The following is a 17,118-nucleotide window of genomic DNA, read 5'->3' as shown; positions in this document are numbered from 1 at the left end:
CGATTCCATCGGAGCGGAAAAGGCTCTAGAGCGTTTTCGAGCGAAGTGGGTACCGGTTCGCGTGAAGAAAACGCGTCAAAACGAGAAGCTAGAGCTTCGGTTCTGATTCAATCAGAACCGAAAGTGCTCCAGGAGACGGCAATGTCGATCGAGGAGCGATCCAGCAAGGGCGCGCGGCGCTTTCAGCGCAGGGCGCGTCAGGAGGCCGACAAGGAGGCGCTGAAGGCGTTGATCCTCGAGACCGCGCGCAAGGAGTTCGCCGCCGGCGCGCTCGAGACCGTCTCGATCCAGAAGATCGCCGATGCGATCGGCTATTCGAAGGGCACCGTCCTCAAATATTATCCGACCAAGCTGTTGCTGCTGCTCGCGGTGAAGCAGCAGAATCTCGAGGCGGTTGCCGAACGGCTCGAATGGGTCCGCGCGCAGACGGCCGACAGCGATGCGCGGCTGCGGCGGGTGATGGAAACCTATCTCGACTACTGGGCCGACAATCCCGATCACTTCCGCTCGCTGTTCTCGATGTCCGGCACGGTCGAGGACCGTCGGTTTCCCGACGGCGTTTATTTCGGCGAGACCGAGATCGCCCGCCGCAGCTACGAGCTGTTCGTGATCTCAGTGCGGGAGTATCTCGCGGCACATGGCGCCGAGCCGGCGTCCGGCCTGCCGCCGCGGCTCGCAACCGCGCTGCTTGCGGCCGTGCACGGCGTGATCGCGCTCGCGCTCGGCACGCCGACCATGAAACTGCCCGATATGCGCGGCACCGGCCGTCTCCTCGTCGCAAGCCTGATCGATGCCTGGACAAGCAAGCTTGCCGCCGCGCGGAAAAGCGAGGGCTGGCCGCGGGTCTCGATCGGCACCTTTGCCTGACGGGCGGTATCGAAGGTACACGCCGACGCGGCATGCGCGCTGCGATGTGGAATCGCGTGCCTCTGCCTGCTAAGCGCGGCCGATGGACAAGACGCAACGCGACCGAACGATCGGCTCTCTCTGCCTGGTGGTGACGGCCTTCGGCTGGGCCCTGAACTGGCCGCTGATGAAGCTGTTGCTGCAGCAATGGCCGCCGTTGTTCGCCCGCGGGCTGGCCGGGACCTGCGCGGCGGTGATCCTGGGCACGCTGGCGCTGGCCCGCGGCCAGTCGCTCGCGGTGCCGCGCGAGGCGCTGCCGCGGCTGTTGTTCGCCTCCTTCACCAACGTCTTCGCCTGGATGGGTTTTGGCACCATCGCGATGAAATTTGTCACGGTCGGCGAGGGGGCGCTCCTTGCCTACACCATGCCGATCTGGGCGATGCTGTTTGCCTGGCCGGTGCTGCACAGCCGCCCGACGCTGCGGGATCTGGCGGCGCTGGTGCTCGGGGTCGCCGGGGTCGCGCTCCTGCTCGGCGGCAACGGCTTTGGGTTCAGCGCCGACAAGCTCACCGGCATCGCGCTTGCGCTCGCCTGCGCCATCCTGTTCGCGCTCGGCAACGTGCTGAACCGCAAGCCGCTGCCGATGCCGCCGCTCGCGGTGGTCGCCTGGCAGGTTGGCATCGGCTGTCTGGTGATGCTGCTGCTCGGCGTTCTGTTCGAGCACCCGAACTATGTCGCGATCACGCCGTTCGGCCTCGGCTGCTTTGCCTATATGACGCTGATGCCGATGGGCATCTGCTATCTCACCTGGTTCGAGACGCTGCGCCGCCTGCCGCCGACATCGGCGTCGACCGGCATGCTGCTGGTGCCGGTCATTGGCGTGATTTCGGCTGCGATCATTGTCGGCGAGCCGTTGGGGCTGCGTGAGATCGGCGCGATGGCGCTGACGCTCAGCGGCGTGACGCTGGCGCTGCAGCGGGCGTGAGAAGGCGGCCGAGGGAACCGACGTTCACGCGACGCGTTCTCCTGAAAAGGGAGCTTGGCCATGCGCAAGGCGATCGCGCGGCTTGATGCGGAGCAGAAGGCGCAGCTGCTTTATCTCGCAGATCTCGGTACGGCGATGTTCACCTCGGCGCTTGTGGTCTGCACGCTGAAAGCGGTCGTGGACCTCTTCGTCGCCGGCTGAACCGCCGCATCAGCGCCAACGCGCCGTTACTCCCCTTGCGGCGCGTCCCCTTGGGTGTGCCCATCCGGCCCCCGGTTAAACACCCCATACTCGCTCGACTTCACCCCGGCCCCTCCATCGACGCCGTTGCCGGCCAGACCGAGCCTGAGCAGCTCGCGCACGGCTGCGGCACGGGTCGGCATGCGGTGCCTGAAGCGGAAATCGTCGAGAGCCGATAATTCTTCGGGGGAAAGCATGACTTGAAGACGTTCAGCGCGAAGTTCATTCATCGCAAATCGCCCAGAATTAGTTAGTTGAGTAATTTGCTAAACGAACCAATTCGCGGTGGGTTCCATAGCTTGAGATAAAGACGTCGATTGAGTATGTTAATCAAATAAAATCAATGACTTACAAGAAAAACTAAGGGAACGATCCGGCTGCCCCTCCGTTGTCTGGCGGGAGTGACGCCATGACCAACCACGTCAAGCTGCCCCGAAAGCTATCCGAGGAGCCGGAAGCGCCGGAACCGCGGCGCCCGAGCCACGCACGGGTGATCGATCAACTGGACCGCTGGGCCAATAGTCCCGGTCTGCAACCGCCAAGGGTGAGTGATGGAGAAGACGATTCGGAAGCGGAAGCGATCTGAACCCCACACCTTCGAGCAGCGCCTCGAAGAACACCGGATGCGGCTCGAGAGCCAGCTCGCGGAATTGCCGCGTGGCGCCAAGCGCGAACAGATTGCCGCGCGCATCGAGCAGCTGCGGACCGCCGTCGAACTGAACGCGATGCTGTCGATGAATGAATGAGCAGTCACGCCGGCGCGGGACGCCGACTTGCTCCCGCCGCTGGGCTCGCCTACCATCCCTGCGTTGATGGGGATGGAGTCCCCCGATAACCGCCGCAAGGCTGATGACTCCTACCGGGCGCGACAGCGTCGGTAGGAGCATGCGCCACCGCCGATCCGCAGCGCGCCCCGCGAATGAGAAGGGGCAGCGCATGACGGGTCTTCCTGGTTCACTCTCAATCGCATTGTCGCTGGTCGGGTCGATCTGGCTCGTCGGTGTCGTCGCCCTATTGGCCGGCGCCCCGGGCGAGCTGATCGCCGCGACCTTCGTTGTTGGGCTTGTGACAGGCGTCGCCGAGTGGCGGGGCGGAAAGGCAAAATCTTGAACGTTCAGTTGTTGGCGGCGGTCGCGATCGGCGGTTCGCTGGGATCGGTCGCGCGCTATCTGGTGGCGATCGGCGCGGGGCGTCTGGTCGGCGCCGGATTTCCCTGGGGCACGCTGGCGATCAATATCGTGGGCTCGTTCCTGATCGGCGTCTTCGCGGAGTCCTTCGCGCTGACCTGGAATGTCAGCCAGGCGGTGCGGGTGTTTCTCACCGTCGGCATCTGCGGCGGCTTCACCACCTTCTCGACCTTTTCGCTCGATGCGATCGTGTTGATGCAGCGGGGCGAGCTATGGCCGGCCGCTGCCTACATCGCGGCCTCCGTTGCGCTCTCGATCCTCGCGCTGTTCGCCGGCCTGCTGCTGGTGCGGGCGTTCGCGGCTTGATCGGTTGAACGGCGGCTCATTGCGGCCGCCGCCTTGGTTCAACCTGGTCTACGTTGCCTGCGGACCGTCCAAAAAAGTGAAGGGCTGGAGGTATCGTCTGCCGCCGGAATCCTTGGCGCGCCCGGGGCCAGCCGGTAGGATGGAACCCGGATCGTGGTCAGGGACCAAGGAAAGACTGCGGAATGAAGCATGTCGACGTCGCGGTGATTGCTGCCACGCTATGGCTGCTGGCGTCGATGGTGCTGGACATCCTGACGCCGAAGTCGATCACCGCGCTGATGATCGCCGCCGCGCTCGCACCGCCGTTCCTGATCGGGATCGGCATCCATTTCGCACGCGAATATTTCAAGGCGAAGCGGCGCAGCTACCGGCCGCCGCAGTGGGACGAACGCTTCAGGAACTAAAGCGTTTTCGAGCGAAGTGGCCGCCGGTTCGCGTCAAGAAAACGCGTCAAGACTGCAAGCCGGAGTCCCCGTTCCGATTCAATCGGAACGGAAGGGCTCTGGCGGGGCAGGGCTGCAAGAAGGGCTGCACCTGCTGCATTGAACTGCGCACATGGCTTGCTAAGGTTGCGCCATGACCGAGCATCTTCCCGACACGATCAGCCGCCTCTACACCGACCCCGGCGAATATGTCGACAGCGACCATCCCGCCGTCGAGGCGTTCGCCCGCGCCGCCGTCCCAGCCGATGCCGGCGCGCGCGACATAGCGAGCCGGCTCTACACCGCGGTGCGCGACGGCATCCGCTACAACCCCTATGTCAGCATGCGCTCGCCCGAGAGCTACCGGGCCTCTAGCGTGCTCGCCGCCGGTAATGGCTACTGCGTCGGCAAGGCGGCGCTCTATGCCGCGGCCTGCCGGGTCCACGGCATCCCGGCCCGGGTCGGCTTTGCCGACGTCCGCAACCATCTCACCACCGAGAAGCTGCGCCAGAGCATGGGCTCGGACCTGTTCACCTGGCACGGCTTCACCGAAGTGTTCGTCGACGGCGCCTGGCGCAAGGCGACCCCGACCTTCAACGACACGCTGTGCGCCAAGCTCGGCGTCAAGCCGCTCGATTTCGACGGCCATTCGGATGCGCTGCTGCACCCCTTCGACGGCGCGGGGCGTGCCTACATGCAGTATGTCAACGACCACGGCACCTATCACGACGTCCCCGCCAAATTCCTGATGCGCGAGATGGCGCGCGAGTACGCCAACATGCAGGGCGAGGACATGTCCGGCCGCGACATGGAGCGCGAGGCGGCGGAGCAATAGCGCGAGCGCGCTGCGAACGTGGTGCGCTGACGGAAGCCGTCCTGGGTGAAGGTGCGCCGGCTGAGGGGGCGGTGTCATGGATGCGGAGTTGCCGAAAGGTCAGGTCGGCCGCCCGGCCCCGGGCTGGGAAGACGCGGTCGCGCTGACCGGCTTCATCCTGGTCGCGGTCGGGCAGGCCTCCAATCAGGTGCTGGCGCGCGGCCTGGCCGGCTCGGTGCCGCCGTTCTCGCTGGCCTTCTTCCGCTGGAGCATCATCGCCATCGGCCTTGCGCCATTTGCGATCGCGGCGATCCGGGACGGCAAGATCCCGCTGGCGCAGAACTTTTGGCCGATCCTCGCCGCGGGCTTCCTCGGCATGTTCCTGTGCGGCGGTCCGGTCTACATCGCGGGCATCACCACCACCGCGATCCATATCGCGCTGATCTTCGCGCTGTCGCCGATCATGGTGCTGTTGATCTCGGCCGCGCTCGGCATCGAGCATATCGGTCCGCTGCAATGGCTCGGCACGGTGCTGGCGCTCGCCGGTGCGCTTTTGATCGTCTCTGGCGGCCGTCTGGAAACGCTGACGCAATCGAGCGCGGCCTGGGGCGATCTCCTGGTGGTGTGCGCGATGCTCGGCTGGTCCGGCTACACGCTGGTGCAATCGCGCGTCGCGCCGCACGCCTCGCTGCTGGCGCGGGTCAGCCTGTTCTCGACGGCCGGCGCGCTGTGCTCGCTGCCGCCCGCGCTCCAGGAAATGTGGACGACGCCGGCTGCGGTCTTCAACGCCCGGGCGTTCGAGGCCTATGTGTTCGCCGGCCTCGTCCCGGGCCTGATCGCCTATGCCGGCTTCGCCTGGCTCGGCGCAAGGTTCGGCTCGGTACGGACGTCGCTCGTGCTCTACGTCGCGCCGATCGCAAGCGCACTGCTGTCCTGGATCATTCTCGGCGAGCCGCCGAAGCTGATCCATCTGGTTGGCGGCTTGCTGATCCTCGGCGGCGTCTGGGCGAGCCTGCGTAAATAGATCCAGCTCCTTCCGGGGTGCAACCTTTTCCAGCCTCGTGCGTTGAATCCAGCGTTGATTCAAGAACTTAGTCGGAGGTCGTATGAATCTTACTCCCCAGCAGCGCAAGGTTCGTAACGAGCAGCGTCAGCAGGACGCGTCGCAGGCGATGAAGGAGCACCTCGCCCACGAGAAGGCGTTCTACAATAACTTCCACCGCCTCAAGGCCGAGCGGCAGGCGCGTGAAGCCGCGGAATTACGGAAGCCACCCGCTACAAAATAAGCGCCGAGAGCCACACACCAACCATCGGATTTCCCGGACCGAGAAGGAGCGGAAGCGAGGGGGCGAGCGCAAGCGAGTTCGCCCGAATGACGCGATGAAATCTCCAGGCTCACGGAGGATCTCAGATGTATTTTGCCGATAAGAAAACGGTCACTTGCAAATGCGGCGAGCCCTTGAGCGAATTGATGCTCGTCGACGACCAGACGACTGGAATCAAGTTTCATGTCGGTCGTTGCCTGTCCTGCCGTGAAGTGACGGTCGTTCGATCCCAGGACATGCCATCAAACGATAATGCCTGAAGCAGACAGTCCTCTCGCTCGGCGGAAGGACCGCTCCTTCAGCGTCGGGCTTCAATTGCGACGGCTGAGTGACAGGCCGGCTGACGCATCGTTCGAGGGACGGCCGAAAAAAGAGCAGGGCGCGACCGGCATCACCACGGTCGCGCCCTACGTCGCCGGTCAATGGGGCAGGGGGAATAACCGGCTCTTCCAATGACTCGCAGACCCCCGGACTCGTTCCGCGCGAATCAAAATTTTTTCGTACACGGTTAAGTGATGGCCGGACGCGAGAACCCCACAGGTTTCGCTCGCGTTGTGTCCGTGATCGCCAACGGGAATTTCCATGGGGCGAGGGACATCACCATGTCAAAGATTCAAAAGGGAATTTTCGCTGCGTTGGCGGCTGGATTGACGCTTGGCGCGGTCCAGTTGGCGTCCGGCCATGATCTCATTGGCGGACAGCAGGTCACCACCCAATTGGCGCCGGAGAGCGCGGTCAATCGCGCCGCCAAGACCGACCGTGCCGCGGTTCCGATGACCGGCCTGCCGAGCCGGACCGTCGCGCTAAAGGTCGATCGGCTTCCCGATACGTCCGTCCTGGTTCGTGTTCCCGTGGCGCGGGAAGAGGCCCGCAATCACCCCGCAGCGCCGGCGCGTGCGCGCCCCGGCGACACCCGCAAGGTGGCCTGCGAGCCCGTGGTCAGTGTCCTGACCGAAGTGGCCAAGCTGCTGCAGCCCGGCCGCTGCGTGACCTGAGCCCCCCTTGAACAGTGTCATCGCCCGGCTTGTCCGGGCGATTCAGTATTCCAGAGACGGTTGTCGTTGGCCGATGGGCCGCGGCGTACTGGATCGCCAGCCGGAGCCGGTCATCGGGCGCGCATTCGCGCGACCCGCTGGCGGGCGATGACAGTAGCGCTTGTTGGTGGCGGACCGGGAGGGCTATTCCTCTTCGTCCGGCTCGCTGCTGCCGGCGGCGCTGCGGCTTGCCATCAGGCCGAGTGCGAGACCGCCGACCGCCAGGATCGGGATCAGCCGCTTCACGCCGATGGCCCGCACGATCTGCAGGCCGGTGGCGATCAGTGCGGGGTCGGCGAGCATTGTCGCCGCGGCCGATTTCGCGGCCTTGGCCGCTTTCTCCGCGCGGAGGCGCATCTCCCGCTTGCGCGCCATGTAAACGGCAATGGCGATCAGCGTGACGACGAGGAACACCGCGGCGCCGGACAGGCACGCCTCCACCGGACCGTAGTGCTGCAGCACATAGACGAAGGCGGCCGCGCACAGGAAGGCGATGGTGATGAACAGCGCGATCGCGGCGGCGGCCGCGAGCGAGGTCAGCCGCAGCGCGCTGCCGGTGGATTGCTTGACGTCATCGATCAGCCGCTGAAGCATTGACCAGCCTTGCCCTGAAAAATTTTGCTTTGAACCTTGCCTTGAAAGGCGCATCGACAAACGAGGCGGCGGCGCGCCAGCGCCGCCATCGCGTCCAGAACGGTGGTTTGCGCATGACCTAGCGCCGCCAGGTGACGCCGATCAAAAAGCCGAGGCCGAGCGCAAGGCCGACGGTCGCCAGCGGCCGCTGCGTGATCACCTCTTCCAGCGATTCCTCGATCGAGGAGGCGGCATCCTGCGCCGCGCCCATCATCGCGCTGCCGCGCTCCGACATGTCGTCGAGCGTCGCTTCCGCGTTGGCGCGCACATCCTTGTAGCGGCTGCGGGCCTGCTTACCTGCATTGTTGGCAAACGAGTTGAGCGCGTCGGTGATCTGTTCGGTGAGGGCAGCGATATCGTTCTTCACGGCAGTAACATCCTTTTCGAGGCGTTCGTAGGTCGCTTTGTCCGTCATGTTCCTGATCCCAAATGCGCTGTCCGTGCTCGACATCGAAGGCTCCCGGAGAACGTGCGTGTTCGGAGAAAAACGCTTCGCACCTCGCAAGGTTCCAGATGCGAAACCGAGGTTAGTCCTCGGGCAGCTGCGGCGAATTGACCGGCATCAAATGCTCCTTGACGATCAATGCCACGATCAGCAGCGGCGACGACAGGAAGGCGCCCATCGGGCCCCACAGCCAGGTCCAGAACGCGAGCGCGAGGAAGACCGCGAGTGCATTCAGGGACAGCCTGCGGCCGACGATCGTCGGCGTCACGAAATGCCCTTCCATGAAGGTCACGACGGCAAAACATGCCGGCGCGAGCAGCCCCGCGCCGATGGTCGGCGAGGAGATGATGCCGACCACAACCAGCACCACGAACATCGCGACCGGCCCGATGATCGGAATGAAGTTCAGCGTCGCGGCGAGCGCGCCGAGCCCCGCCGGGTTCGGCATTCCCGTCGCCGCGCAGATCGCACCGGTGACGATGCCGATGCCGACATTGATCATCGTCACCGTCAGCAGATAATTGCCGAGATTGGTCTCGACCTCGTTGAGGATACGCAGCGTGCGCAATCGTGCAGCGCGGTCGCTGAAGGTCATCACCAGCCCGCGGCGCAGATCCTTCCAGCTCGCGATGAACAGTATCAGGGTGGCGATGAACAGCAGGAATTCGGCGAAGGTCGGCGACACGAATTCCAGCGTCGGCTGCACCCATTCGAATTTCGGCAGCTGGAGATTGGCGAGCGTGTCGGGGCCGCCGACCATGCTCTGCAGCTCCTGCCACAGCGCGAGCGGCCGGTCGAACACATGCAACTTCTCCCTGAGGATCGCGCCGAGCTCGGGCAGCCGCGAGCTCCAGTCCATGACAGGCGAGGCGATCAGTCCGACCATGAAGCTGACGGCGGCGCCGACCGCGATCACGATCAGCACTGCGCCGAGCGCGCGCGGGATCCGGTAGCGCTCGAGCAGGCTCGCCGCCGGCGACAGCATGGTGCCGACGATGAAGGCCATGGTGATCGGAAGGAAGAAGGCCCGTGCGAGATAGAGCACCCCGACGATGACGATCACCAGCAGTGCGACCAGCGCGAAGGCGACGGCCTCGGCGCGGCTGACAATCGGCGGCGTTTCGGCTGTGCTGTCGGGGAGGGGCGTGCCTTCGGTCGGATTGCCAAGCATACGTTCACCCGGAAAGGCGCGCACCAGACTCCTCCCGAATGGGGACAAATGAATTTCGTGTCAAATTGCGCACGACAACGGCCTTGTCCCGGCAAAGGTTCCATCGCACGCTCGTGAGAGATGGCGGGTTGACAATCGCGACTTTGCGACGATTCGCAGCGGAACTGTCTGATGGTTACGCGCGTTGGGTGGTCATCGCATCACCATGATGCGCATCCCGTCCAGGGGCAGCACATGACACAGCAGTCTCTCTCCAGCCGCCGGCTTGCGTCGCGCGCCGCGCGCACTCATGTCCGCACTTTTGCCTTCGCCAGCGTCCTGCTCGTGACGCCGTTCGTTGTCGCCACCTCGGCCAGCGCGCAAGTCAGCTCTCAGGTCCGCTCGTCCGCGCTCGGCTATGCGTCGACGCAGCCGGGCGGATTCCCCTCCGACGAGGTGATGACCGATCCCTCGACCGCGGCCACCGAGGACGGCGCACTGCCGGAGCGGCTGCGCCGCACCACCGTCGCGCTCAACACGTTTGAGGCGCCCGGCACCATCATTATCGATACCGGCAATACCGCGCTCTATTACGTGCTCGGCGGAGGCCGCGCGATCCGCTACGGCGTCGGCGTCGGCCGCGAAGGCTTCACCTGGGCCGGGGTGCAGACCATCAGCAACAAGGCGGAATGGCCGGACTGGCATCCGCCGGCCGAGATGATCAAGCGCCAGCCCTATCTGCCGCGCTTCATGGCCGGCGGCCCCGGCAATCCGCTCGGTGCCCGCGCGCTGTATCTCGGCTCCAGCGAGTACCGCATCCACGGCACCAACGATCCATCGACGATCGGCAAGTTCGTCTCGTCGGGCTGCATCCGCCTGACCAATGAGGACGTCACCGACCTGTTCAACCGGGTCAATGTCGGCACCAGGGTCGTGGTGCTGCCGAAGAGCGGACCGCATATCGCAGCCCGCGAGTTCGGCCCGACCGCGACGCAGATCTCGGTCCGGCCGGTGCCGATGCAGCCGCGCCCCGCGGTGATGACGCTGCCTTCCGGCCGTCAGGCGTTGAACATCCCGGCGACTTCCTCGTTGTACTAGAGCGTTTTCGAGCGAAGTGGATACCGGTTCGCGTGAAGAAAACGCGTCAGAACAAGAATCTGGAGCCGCGTTCCGATTCAATCGGAACGGGGCTCTAGGGATCGGCATTGGACTGAGGGTCGGTAATGGTGAAGCGGCACGTCAGGCGATGGACGTTCGGGACGGCGGCGGTGCTAGGCCTGTCGCTTGCGTCCGCGGCACAAGCCCAGGATTTCTTCTCGCAACTGTTTGGCGGCTTCATGCAGGGCCGTCCGCCGGTGATCCGGATGCCGTTCGATGACGGCCCGGCGCCTGTGCCGCGGGCCGAGCGGCGCGCGCGCTATGATGTCGGCCAGGCCTATTGCGTGCGCACCTGCGACGGCCGCTATTTCCCGCTGGCTGCGACCGGCAGCCAGAGCAAGGCTGAGAGCTGCAACAGCTTCTGCCCGGCGAGCGCGACCGAAGTGGTCTATGGCGGCAATATCGACAACGCCGCGACCGAAGACGGAAAGCCGTATTCCGAACTGCCGAACGCATTCCGCTATCGCGACGAGATCGTCTCGGGCTGCACCTGCAACGGCAAGGACACTGTCGGGCTCGCCGCGGTGAAGATCGAGGACGATCCGACCTTGCGCAAGGGCGACATCGTCGCCGGCAAGGACGGGCTGATGTCGGTCGGCCGCCCGGACCGCCGCGGGGCATCTCTCAGCTTCACGCCGGCGCCGGATCGCATCCGCGCCAAGTATCAGCGCGCGCCGGTGCTTGCGCGCGAGTAGCGTCGCTCATGCGAGAGGTCGGCCACTTTCGGTTCCGTTCGCTGGAACCGGCCTTGCGCTCGCACGTTAGCAACGGGCGAACAGCACATTCACCGATGCCATCAGGGGGCCCCGCATGCTCGTCGGCGTACTCGTCACTTTCCTTGTCGTTATTCTGGTTCTTTATCTCATCAACATGCTGCCGCTCGACGGCCGCGCCAAGCAGATCGCGCGCGTCGTCGTCATCATCATCGGCATCGTCTCGCTGCTGAAGTATTTGGCGGTGTTCTAGCTTCGTCATTGCGAGTGAAGCGAAGCAATCCATCTCACCGCGCGAGTGGAGCAATGGATTGCTTCGTCGCTTCACTCCTCGCAACGACGTCGATGCAGCACCATGAGGGTCTACAGTTCAGCCGCGAAACAAGGCGCATATCCTCGTCCACCGCTGTCATCGCCCGGCTCGACCGGGCGATCCAGTACGCTGCGGCTCCTCGATTCAAGCACAGACGTCTCTGGAATACTGGATCACCCGCATGCGCGGGTGATGACGCTGCGAGGGGCGTCCGCAGGATTTCTGAATAATAGAAGAATATCGCTGATTTGCCCGACGAGTCAAGTTGCCGTATCCGCCAGCCGCCGCCGGCTACTTTGCATGGGGTTGTTTTCGATATTTTGGCTGTGCGCCCCTGCGACGGCAGGCTATCGCATCCGGCTCCTCTAGCGCCACCTGCGGCGCCAACAAAAAAGCCCCGGCTTATCGCCGGGGCTTTTGCTTGTGGTTGCGATCGCTCGGGGATCAGCCCGCGGCCTTGGCCTCGCGGCGGCGCGCGGTGAGGATGTATTCGGTGTAGCCGTTCGGCTGCGTGCGTCCTTCGAACACGAGGTCGCAGGCCGCCTTGAAGGCCACGCCGTCGAACGCCGGCGCCATCGGCTTGTACAGGGGATCGCCGGCATTCTGCTTGTCGACGACGACGGCCATGCGCTTCAGCGACTCCATTACCTGATCCCTGGTGATGACGCCCTGATGCAGCCAGTTCGCCAGATGCTGGCTCGAGATGCGCAGCGTCGCGCGGTCTTCCATCAGGCCGACATCGTGGATGTCGGGCACCTTGGAGCAGCCGACGCCCTGGTCGATCCAGCGCACGACGTAGCCGAGGATGCCCTGGCAGTTGTTGTCGATCTCCTGCTTCACGTCATCGGGCGCCCAGTTCGACTGCGACACCGGAATGGTGAGGATGTCGGAGAGTTTTGCACGCGGCCCGCCCTTGGCGAGCTCCTGTTGCCGGGCGATCACGTTGACCTGGTGATAGTGCAGGGCGTGCAGCGTGGCCGCGGTCGGCGACGGCACCCAGGCGGTGGTGGCGCCGGCCTGCGGGTGGCCGATCTTCTGCGCCAGCATGTCGGCCATCTTGTCGGGCGCCGCCCACATGCCCTTGCCGATCTGGGCATGGCCGGGCAGGCCGTCGATCAGGCCGTTGTCGACGTTCCAGTCCTCATAGGCCTTGATCCACGGCTGCGCCTTCATGTCGTTCTTGCGGATCATCGGACCCGCTTCCATCGAGGTGTGGATCTCGTCGCCGGTGCGGTCGAGGAAGCCGGTGTTGATGAACATGATGCGCTTGGAGGCGCGCTGGATGCAGGCCTTGAGGTTGACCGTGGTGCGGCGCTCCTCGTCCATGATGCCGACCTTCAGCGTGTTCTCGGGCAGCGAGAGCATCTTCTCGACCTCGGCGAACAGGTCGCAGGTCAGCGTCACCTCGTCGGGGCCGTGCATCTTCGGCTTGACGATATAGGCCGAGCCGGTGCGGCTGTTCCTGACCTTCGAATTGCCCTTGAGGTCGTGGATCGCGAGCAGGCCGGCGACCGCGGCGTCCAGCAGGCCTTCGGGAATCTCCTCGCCCTTGGCGTCGAGCACCGCGTCGGTGAACATGTGGTGGCCGACATTGCGCATCAGGAGCAGGCTGCGGCCGTGCAGCTTCAGCTCGCCGCCGTCGGGCTTCTTGTAGACGCGGTCGGCATTGAGCGAACGCGTCAGCGTCTTGCCGCCCTTCTCGAAATCGGCCGACAGCGTGCCGTTCATCAGGCCGAGCGTGTTGCGATAGACCAGCACCTTGTCCTCGGCGTCGACGGCGGCGACCGAGTCTTCCATGTCGAGAATGGTCGAGACCGCCGACTCCAGGATCATGTCGGCGACGCCGGCCGGATCGTCCTTGCCGATGATGTTGCTGCGGTCGATCTTGACCTCGACATGCATGCCGTTGTTGACGAGCAGGATCGCGGAAGGCTGGGCGGCGTCGCCCAGATAGCCGGCGAACTGGGCGCCGTTCTTCAGCGCGGTCGAATTGCCGCTCTTCAGCTTGACCGACAGCTGGCCCGCGATCACGCCGTAGGAGGTCACGTCAGTGTGGCTTCCGGTCGCGAGCGGCACAGCGGCGTCGAGGAACGCCTTCGCCTTCGCGATCACCTTGTCGCCGCGGGCCTTGTTGTAGCCACGGCCAGCCTCGCTCGGATCATGCGGGATCGCGTCGGTGCCGTAAAAGGCGTCGTACAGCGAACCCCAGCGCGCGTTGGCGGCGTTCAGCGCGTAGCGGGCGTTGGTGAGCGGCACCACGAGCTGCGGGCCGCAGATCTTGCCGATTTCCTCGTCGACATTTGATGTCTCGACCTTGTGGGTCGCGGGCTCGGGCAGCAGATAGCCGATGTCCTTGAGGAACGCGGTGTAGGCGTTGATGTCGAACGGCTTGCCCTTGTTGGCGCGATGCCAGTCGTCGATCTTGGCCTGCAGCGCGTCGCGGACCGCGAGCAGTTCGCGGTTCTTCGGGCCGAGCTTCTGGATGATGGCGGCGAGTCCTGCCCAGAACGCGTCAGGCGCGATCCCGGTTTTCGGCGTCGCCTCCTTGGCGATGAAATCGAACAGGACAGGGGCGATCTTCAATCCATGGGCATCGACACGAGTCATGATGGGCTTTCTCAAAGAAATGGGGCGTTTAGGGGCTGCTTTCGCAAGAAATCAGCAAAAAACGCGCCAAGGGCGGCGTTCACGGCCCTTTTTGCCCTAAAGCCACGGCTCTGAGAAGGCCCTCCAGACGAGGAGGCCGCGCCGCCTAAATATTCGCCGCGAGGTCGGTCAGTTCGTCGAACAGGATGCCGGTCGTGGCCAGCATCCGCTCGATCGCGTCGGTGGCATCGCTGACCGAGCGGTTCGAGGTGTCGATGGTCAGTTCGTTGCCGGTCGGCGGCTGGTAGTCGTTGGTGATGCCAGTAAAGGACGGCAATCCGCCGGAGCGCGCCTTGGCGTAATGGCCCTTGGGGTCGCGGGTCTCGCAGACCTCGGCGGGCGTGGCGACGTAGACTTCGCGGAACGCGCTGTCGGCGATGCGGCGTGCGGCCGCACGGTCGGCGGTCGACGGCGACACCGCGGCGACGATGGCGATATGGCCGTTGCGCGCCAGGTGGGTCGCGACCTCGGCGAGGCGGCGGATGTTCTCGGTGCGATCCTGCGGCGAGAAGCCGAGGTCGCTGTTCAACCCGGCGCGGAAGGTGTCGCCATCGAGCAGGATCGGCGAACCGCCATTGCTGAACAGCCGTCGCTCCAGCGCGCGCGCCAAAGTCGACTTGCCGGAGCCGGGCAGGCCGGTCAGCCAGATCACCGCGCCATTGTGGTGGTAGCGCGCCGAGCGCTCGTCCGGCCGCAGCGCGGATTCCACCGGCACGATGTCGATCGGCACCGCGGGCCGGCCGGCATCGACCGACAGCACGAGGCCGCCGCCGGCGATGCGCCCGTTGACCTCGATCACGAGGCGGCCGGTGCGCGGATTGTCGGTGTAGGGATCGGTCGCAACCGGCTGCGCCAGCGAGATGTCGATCTCGCCGACATGGTTGCGCGCGATCGCGGTGTTCTCTTCGTTGGACAGCGCGCCGGGATCGATCGCCTTTTCGATCGCGACCACGGTGGCGCGGCTTTCCTTGGTGCCGAGCCGGATCAGGATCTGCTCGCCTGTGGTCAGCGGCTTGTCGTGCAGCCAGAAGATCCGCGCGCGGATGCGACGGGTATCGCGCGGGCTCTGCCCGCTATGTCCGATGATGTCGCCGCGCTCGAGGAACAGCTCGCGGTCGAGCGTGATGCCGACCGAGCGCCCGGCGCCCTGCGGACCGTTGACCGGCGTCACCGGCCAGCTCTCGACTGTCTTGATCTTCGCGATCTTGCCCGTGGGCATGATAACGATCTCGTCGCCGGCCTTCAGGCTGCCGGACTCGATGCGGCCCGCAACGATGCGGCGGTCGTCGAATTTGTAGATCGCCTGCACCGGCAGCCGCAGCGGCAGCTCTGCCAGCGGCGGTGCCGGCTCGAGCGCATCGAGCGCCTCGACCACGGTCGGTCCCTTGTACCATCCGATCCGCGGCGTGTGTTCGGCAACGCCGTCGCCGTCGCGCGCGGAGATCGGGACCACCGCGGTCGGCGTCACGCCGAGACCGATCAGATGCGCGGAAATCTCGTCGCTGATCTCCTTGAAGCGATCGGCACTGAAATCGACCCGGTCCATCTTGTTGACGACGACCGCGACCTGCTTCACGCCGAGCAGATGCAGGAGATAGCCGTGCCGCCGCGTCTGCGAGCGGACGCCTTCGAGCGCGTCGATGATCAACACCGCGCCGTCGGCCTGCGAGGCGCCGGTGATCATGTTGCGCAAAAACTCTGCATGGCCGGGCGCGTCGATCAGCACGACGTCGCGCGAGCGGGTGCGGAAGCGGATCTGGGTGGTGTCGATGGTGATGCCCTGGTCGCGCTCGGTCTGCAGCGCGTCGAGCAGGAACGACCATTCGAACGGCATGCCGCGCCGTGCGCTGACCGCCTTCAGCATCTCCAGCTTGCCGTCCGGCAGGCTGCCGGTCTCATGCAGCAGTCGGCCAACCAGGGTGGACTTGCCGTGGTCGACATGGCCGACGATGACGATTCGCACCTGGGGACGTGTGGTGCCGTTGGGGGTCGCCGAGATCGAGGCGGTGGGAAGAATCATGTTCATCAGAGCACTCACGCCAAACTGGGATCAGAGATAGCCGGCGACACGCAGTCGCTCGAACGCATCCTCGGTTTCGTGATCGAGTGCGCGGCCGGCGCGCTCCGGGATCTTGGTGTTATCGAGCTCATCCAGGATTTCATCGATGCTGGATGCGGTCGAAGCCACCGGGTTGGTGATGTCCTGATCCCCCAGCGAGCGATAGCGCTTGCCGTCCTTGGCGAGATAGAGCGGGATGATCGGAATGCCTTCGCGCTTGGTGTAAGCCCAGATGTCGGCTTCGGTCCAATGCAGGATCGGATGGATGCGCAAGTGTGCGCCCTGCGGCGGCGAGGCGTTGAAGTGATCCCAGAATTCCGGCGGCTGGTCGCGCACATCCCATTCGCCTTCGAGACCGCGTGGCGAGAACACGCGCTCCTTGGCGCGCGTTGCCTCTTCGTCGCGGCGGATGCCGGCGATCAAGCCGTCAAAGCCGTATTTGTTGAGCGCCCATTTGAGTCCCTCGGTCTTGCGGGCGGCCGAACGCGCGGCGGGAGGCAAGGTGGGATCAACGGCGTCGATCGGCGGGCAGGGCTCGACGCGCAGATCGAGATCCCATTCCTTTCCGAAGCGGTCGCGGAACGCATACATCTCCGGAAACTTCTTGCCGGTGTCGACATGCAGCGCCGGGAACGGGACCCGGCCGAAGAACGCCTTGCGCGCCAGCCAGATCATCACATTGGAGTCTTTGCCGAGCGACCACAGCAGCGCGAGCTTTTTCAGCCGGGCGAACGCCTCGCGCAAAATGTAGATGCTTTGGGCTTCCAGCTCATCGAGATGATCCATGGACGGGGGGGCCTGATTGGCAGGAATCCCCGGCACGGAAGATGCACTGCGAAGGG

Annotated in this window: 22 protein-coding genes and 1 riboswitch; of the genes, 15 read left to right on the top strand and 7 right to left on the bottom strand. The window is 64.9% G+C overall.

The genetic code is table 11. The features are described from left to right. Positions 1–141 precede the first annotated feature (141 nt). From HU230_RS28810 to HU230_RS28800, 3 genes are all read left to right on the top strand, one after another. A complete protein-coding gene (locus HU230_RS28810) occupies positions 142–867 on the top strand; it encodes a TetR/AcrR family transcriptional regulator (protein ID WP_176528898.1) in 726 nt (241 codons plus the stop codon). Between the two features lie 82 nt (positions 868–949). Next, positions 950–1,831 carry a DMT family transporter gene (locus tag HU230_RS28805; protein ID WP_176528899.1) on the top strand — a complete coding sequence of 294 codons (882 nt, stop codon included), beginning with the start codon at positions 950–952 and terminating at the stop codon, positions 1,829–1,831. A 60-nt stretch (positions 1,832–1,891) separates the two neighbouring features. After that, positions 1,892–2,032: a hypothetical protein gene (locus tag HU230_RS28800; protein ID WP_173643732.1), complete on the top strand. Its 141-nt coding sequence runs from the start codon at positions 1,892–1,894 to the stop codon at positions 2,030–2,032. Positions 2,033–2,058: 26 nt separating this feature from the next. Here HU230_RS28800 and HU230_RS28795 read toward each other — a convergent pair whose 3' ends face one another. After that, positions 2,059–2,301, bottom strand: coding sequence for a hypothetical protein (locus HU230_RS28795; protein ID WP_092118949.1), 243 nt, complete (start codon positions 2,299–2,301; stop codon positions 2,059–2,061). A gap of 179 nt (positions 2,302–2,480) precedes the next feature. Here HU230_RS28795 and HU230_RS28790 point away from each other — a divergent pair, with 179 nt between their 5' ends. From HU230_RS28790 to HU230_RS28755, 9 genes are all read left to right on the top strand, one after another. Continuing rightward, positions 2,481–2,657 carry a hypothetical protein gene (locus HU230_RS28790; RefSeq protein WP_176528900.1) on the top strand — a complete coding sequence of 59 codons (177 nt, stop codon included), beginning with the start codon at positions 2,481–2,483 and terminating at the stop codon, positions 2,655–2,657. 37 nt (positions 2,658–2,694) lie between these two features. Beyond that, positions 2,695–2,817 (top strand): hypothetical protein, encoded by a 123-nt coding sequence (locus HU230_RS43705; RefSeq protein ID WP_275948934.1) that lies wholly within the window; start codon positions 2,695–2,697, stop codon positions 2,815–2,817. A gap of 59 nt (positions 2,818–2,876) precedes the next feature. Further along, positions 2,877–2,937: riboswitch (Fluoride riboswitch) on the top strand. Between the two features lie 240 nt (positions 2,938–3,177). Continuing rightward, the gene (crcB, locus tag HU230_RS28785; protein ID WP_176528901.1) at positions 3,178–3,564 is read left to right on the top strand and encodes a fluoride efflux transporter CrcB; all 387 of its coding nucleotides are present in this window, start codon (positions 3,178–3,180) and stop codon (positions 3,562–3,564) included. 182 nt (positions 3,565–3,746) lie between these two features. Beyond that, a complete protein-coding gene (locus HU230_RS28780) occupies positions 3,747–3,968 on the top strand; it encodes a hypothetical protein (protein ID WP_092118943.1) in 222 nt (73 codons plus the stop codon). Positions 3,969–4,140: 172 nt separating this feature from the next. Further along, a complete protein-coding gene (locus tag HU230_RS28775; RefSeq protein ID WP_176528902.1) occupies positions 4,141–4,821 on the top strand; it encodes a transglutaminase-like domain-containing protein in 681 nt (226 codons plus the stop codon). Positions 4,822–4,897: 76 nt separating this feature from the next. Further along, a complete protein-coding gene (locus HU230_RS28770) occupies positions 4,898–5,824 on the top strand; it encodes a DMT family transporter (RefSeq protein ID WP_176528903.1) in 927 nt (308 codons plus the stop codon). Positions 5,825–5,906: 82 nt separating this feature from the next. Then, a complete protein-coding gene (locus tag HU230_RS28765) occupies positions 5,907–6,086 on the top strand; it encodes a hypothetical protein (RefSeq protein WP_176528904.1) in 180 nt (59 codons plus the stop codon). 125 nt (positions 6,087–6,211) lie between these two features. Continuing rightward, positions 6,212–6,385, top strand: a complete 174-nt coding sequence (locus tag HU230_RS28760) for a hypothetical protein (protein ID WP_176528905.1) — start codon at positions 6,212–6,214, stop codon at positions 6,383–6,385. Between the two features lie 342 nt (positions 6,386–6,727). Further along, entirely contained in the window at positions 6,728–7,120 is a 393-nt protein-coding gene (locus tag HU230_RS28755; RefSeq protein WP_173643741.1) for a hypothetical protein, read from the top strand. 183 nt (positions 7,121–7,303) lie between these two features. On the opposite strand, the gene HU230_RS28750 is transcribed toward HU230_RS28755, so the two are convergent. The 3 genes from HU230_RS28750 to HU230_RS28740 form a co-directional block, all read right to left on the bottom strand. Continuing rightward, positions 7,304–7,753, bottom strand: a complete 450-nt coding sequence (locus tag HU230_RS28750) for a hypothetical protein (protein WP_176528906.1) — start codon at positions 7,751–7,753, stop codon at positions 7,304–7,306. Positions 7,754–7,871: 118 nt separating this feature from the next. Further along, on the bottom strand, positions 7,872–8,243 hold the full coding sequence (locus HU230_RS28745) for an ElaB/YgaM/YqjD family protein (RefSeq protein WP_176528907.1): 372 nt from the start codon (positions 8,241–8,243) through the stop codon (positions 7,872–7,874). A gap of 76 nt (positions 8,244–8,319) precedes the next feature. Then, positions 8,320–9,432: an AI-2E family transporter gene (locus tag HU230_RS28740; protein WP_176528908.1), complete on the bottom strand. Its 1,113-nt coding sequence runs from the start codon at positions 9,430–9,432 to the stop codon at positions 8,320–8,322. Positions 9,433–9,642: 210 nt separating this feature from the next. Here HU230_RS28740 and HU230_RS28735 point away from each other — a divergent pair, with 210 nt between their 5' ends. The 3 genes from HU230_RS28735 (at position 9,643) to HU230_RS28725 (ending at position 11,511) form a co-directional block, all read left to right on the top strand. After that, on the top strand, positions 9,643–10,485 hold the full coding sequence (locus HU230_RS28735) for a L,D-transpeptidase (protein ID WP_176528909.1): 843 nt from the start codon (positions 9,643–9,645) through the stop codon (positions 10,483–10,485). 125 nt (positions 10,486–10,610) lie between these two features. Then, positions 10,611–11,240: a DUF2865 domain-containing protein gene (locus HU230_RS28730; RefSeq protein WP_176528910.1), complete on the top strand. Its 630-nt coding sequence runs from the start codon at positions 10,611–10,613 to the stop codon at positions 11,238–11,240. A 115-nt stretch (positions 11,241–11,355) separates the two neighbouring features. After that, positions 11,356–11,511, top strand: coding sequence for a Thivi_2564 family membrane protein (locus HU230_RS28725; RefSeq protein WP_061880958.1), 156 nt, complete (start codon positions 11,356–11,358; stop codon positions 11,509–11,511). A 504-nt stretch (positions 11,512–12,015) separates the two neighbouring features. On the opposite strand, the gene HU230_RS28720 is transcribed toward HU230_RS28725, so the two are convergent. The 3 genes from HU230_RS28720 to cysD form a co-directional block, all read right to left on the bottom strand. Continuing rightward, entirely contained in the window at positions 12,016–14,178 is a 2,163-nt protein-coding gene (locus HU230_RS28720; protein WP_176528911.1) for a malate synthase G, read from the bottom strand. A gap of 145 nt (positions 14,179–14,323) precedes the next feature. After that, positions 14,324–16,243, bottom strand: coding sequence for an adenylyl-sulfate kinase (gene cysC / locus HU230_RS28715; RefSeq protein ID WP_092118907.1), 1,920 nt, complete (start codon positions 16,241–16,243; stop codon positions 14,324–14,326). Between the two features lie 24 nt (positions 16,244–16,267). After that, positions 16,268–17,062, bottom strand: coding sequence for a sulfate adenylyltransferase subunit CysD (gene cysD / locus HU230_RS28710; protein WP_176528912.1), 795 nt, complete (start codon positions 17,060–17,062; stop codon positions 16,268–16,270). Positions 17,063–17,118 lie beyond the last annotated feature (56 nt).

Source organism: Bradyrhizobium quebecense (genome assembly GCF_013373795.3).
Lineage (GTDB): Bacteria > Pseudomonadota > Alphaproteobacteria > Rhizobiales > Xanthobacteraceae > Bradyrhizobium > Bradyrhizobium quebecense.
Note: the sequence above shows the minus strand (reverse complement) of the source record. Positions and strands in the feature narration are given on the sequence as shown.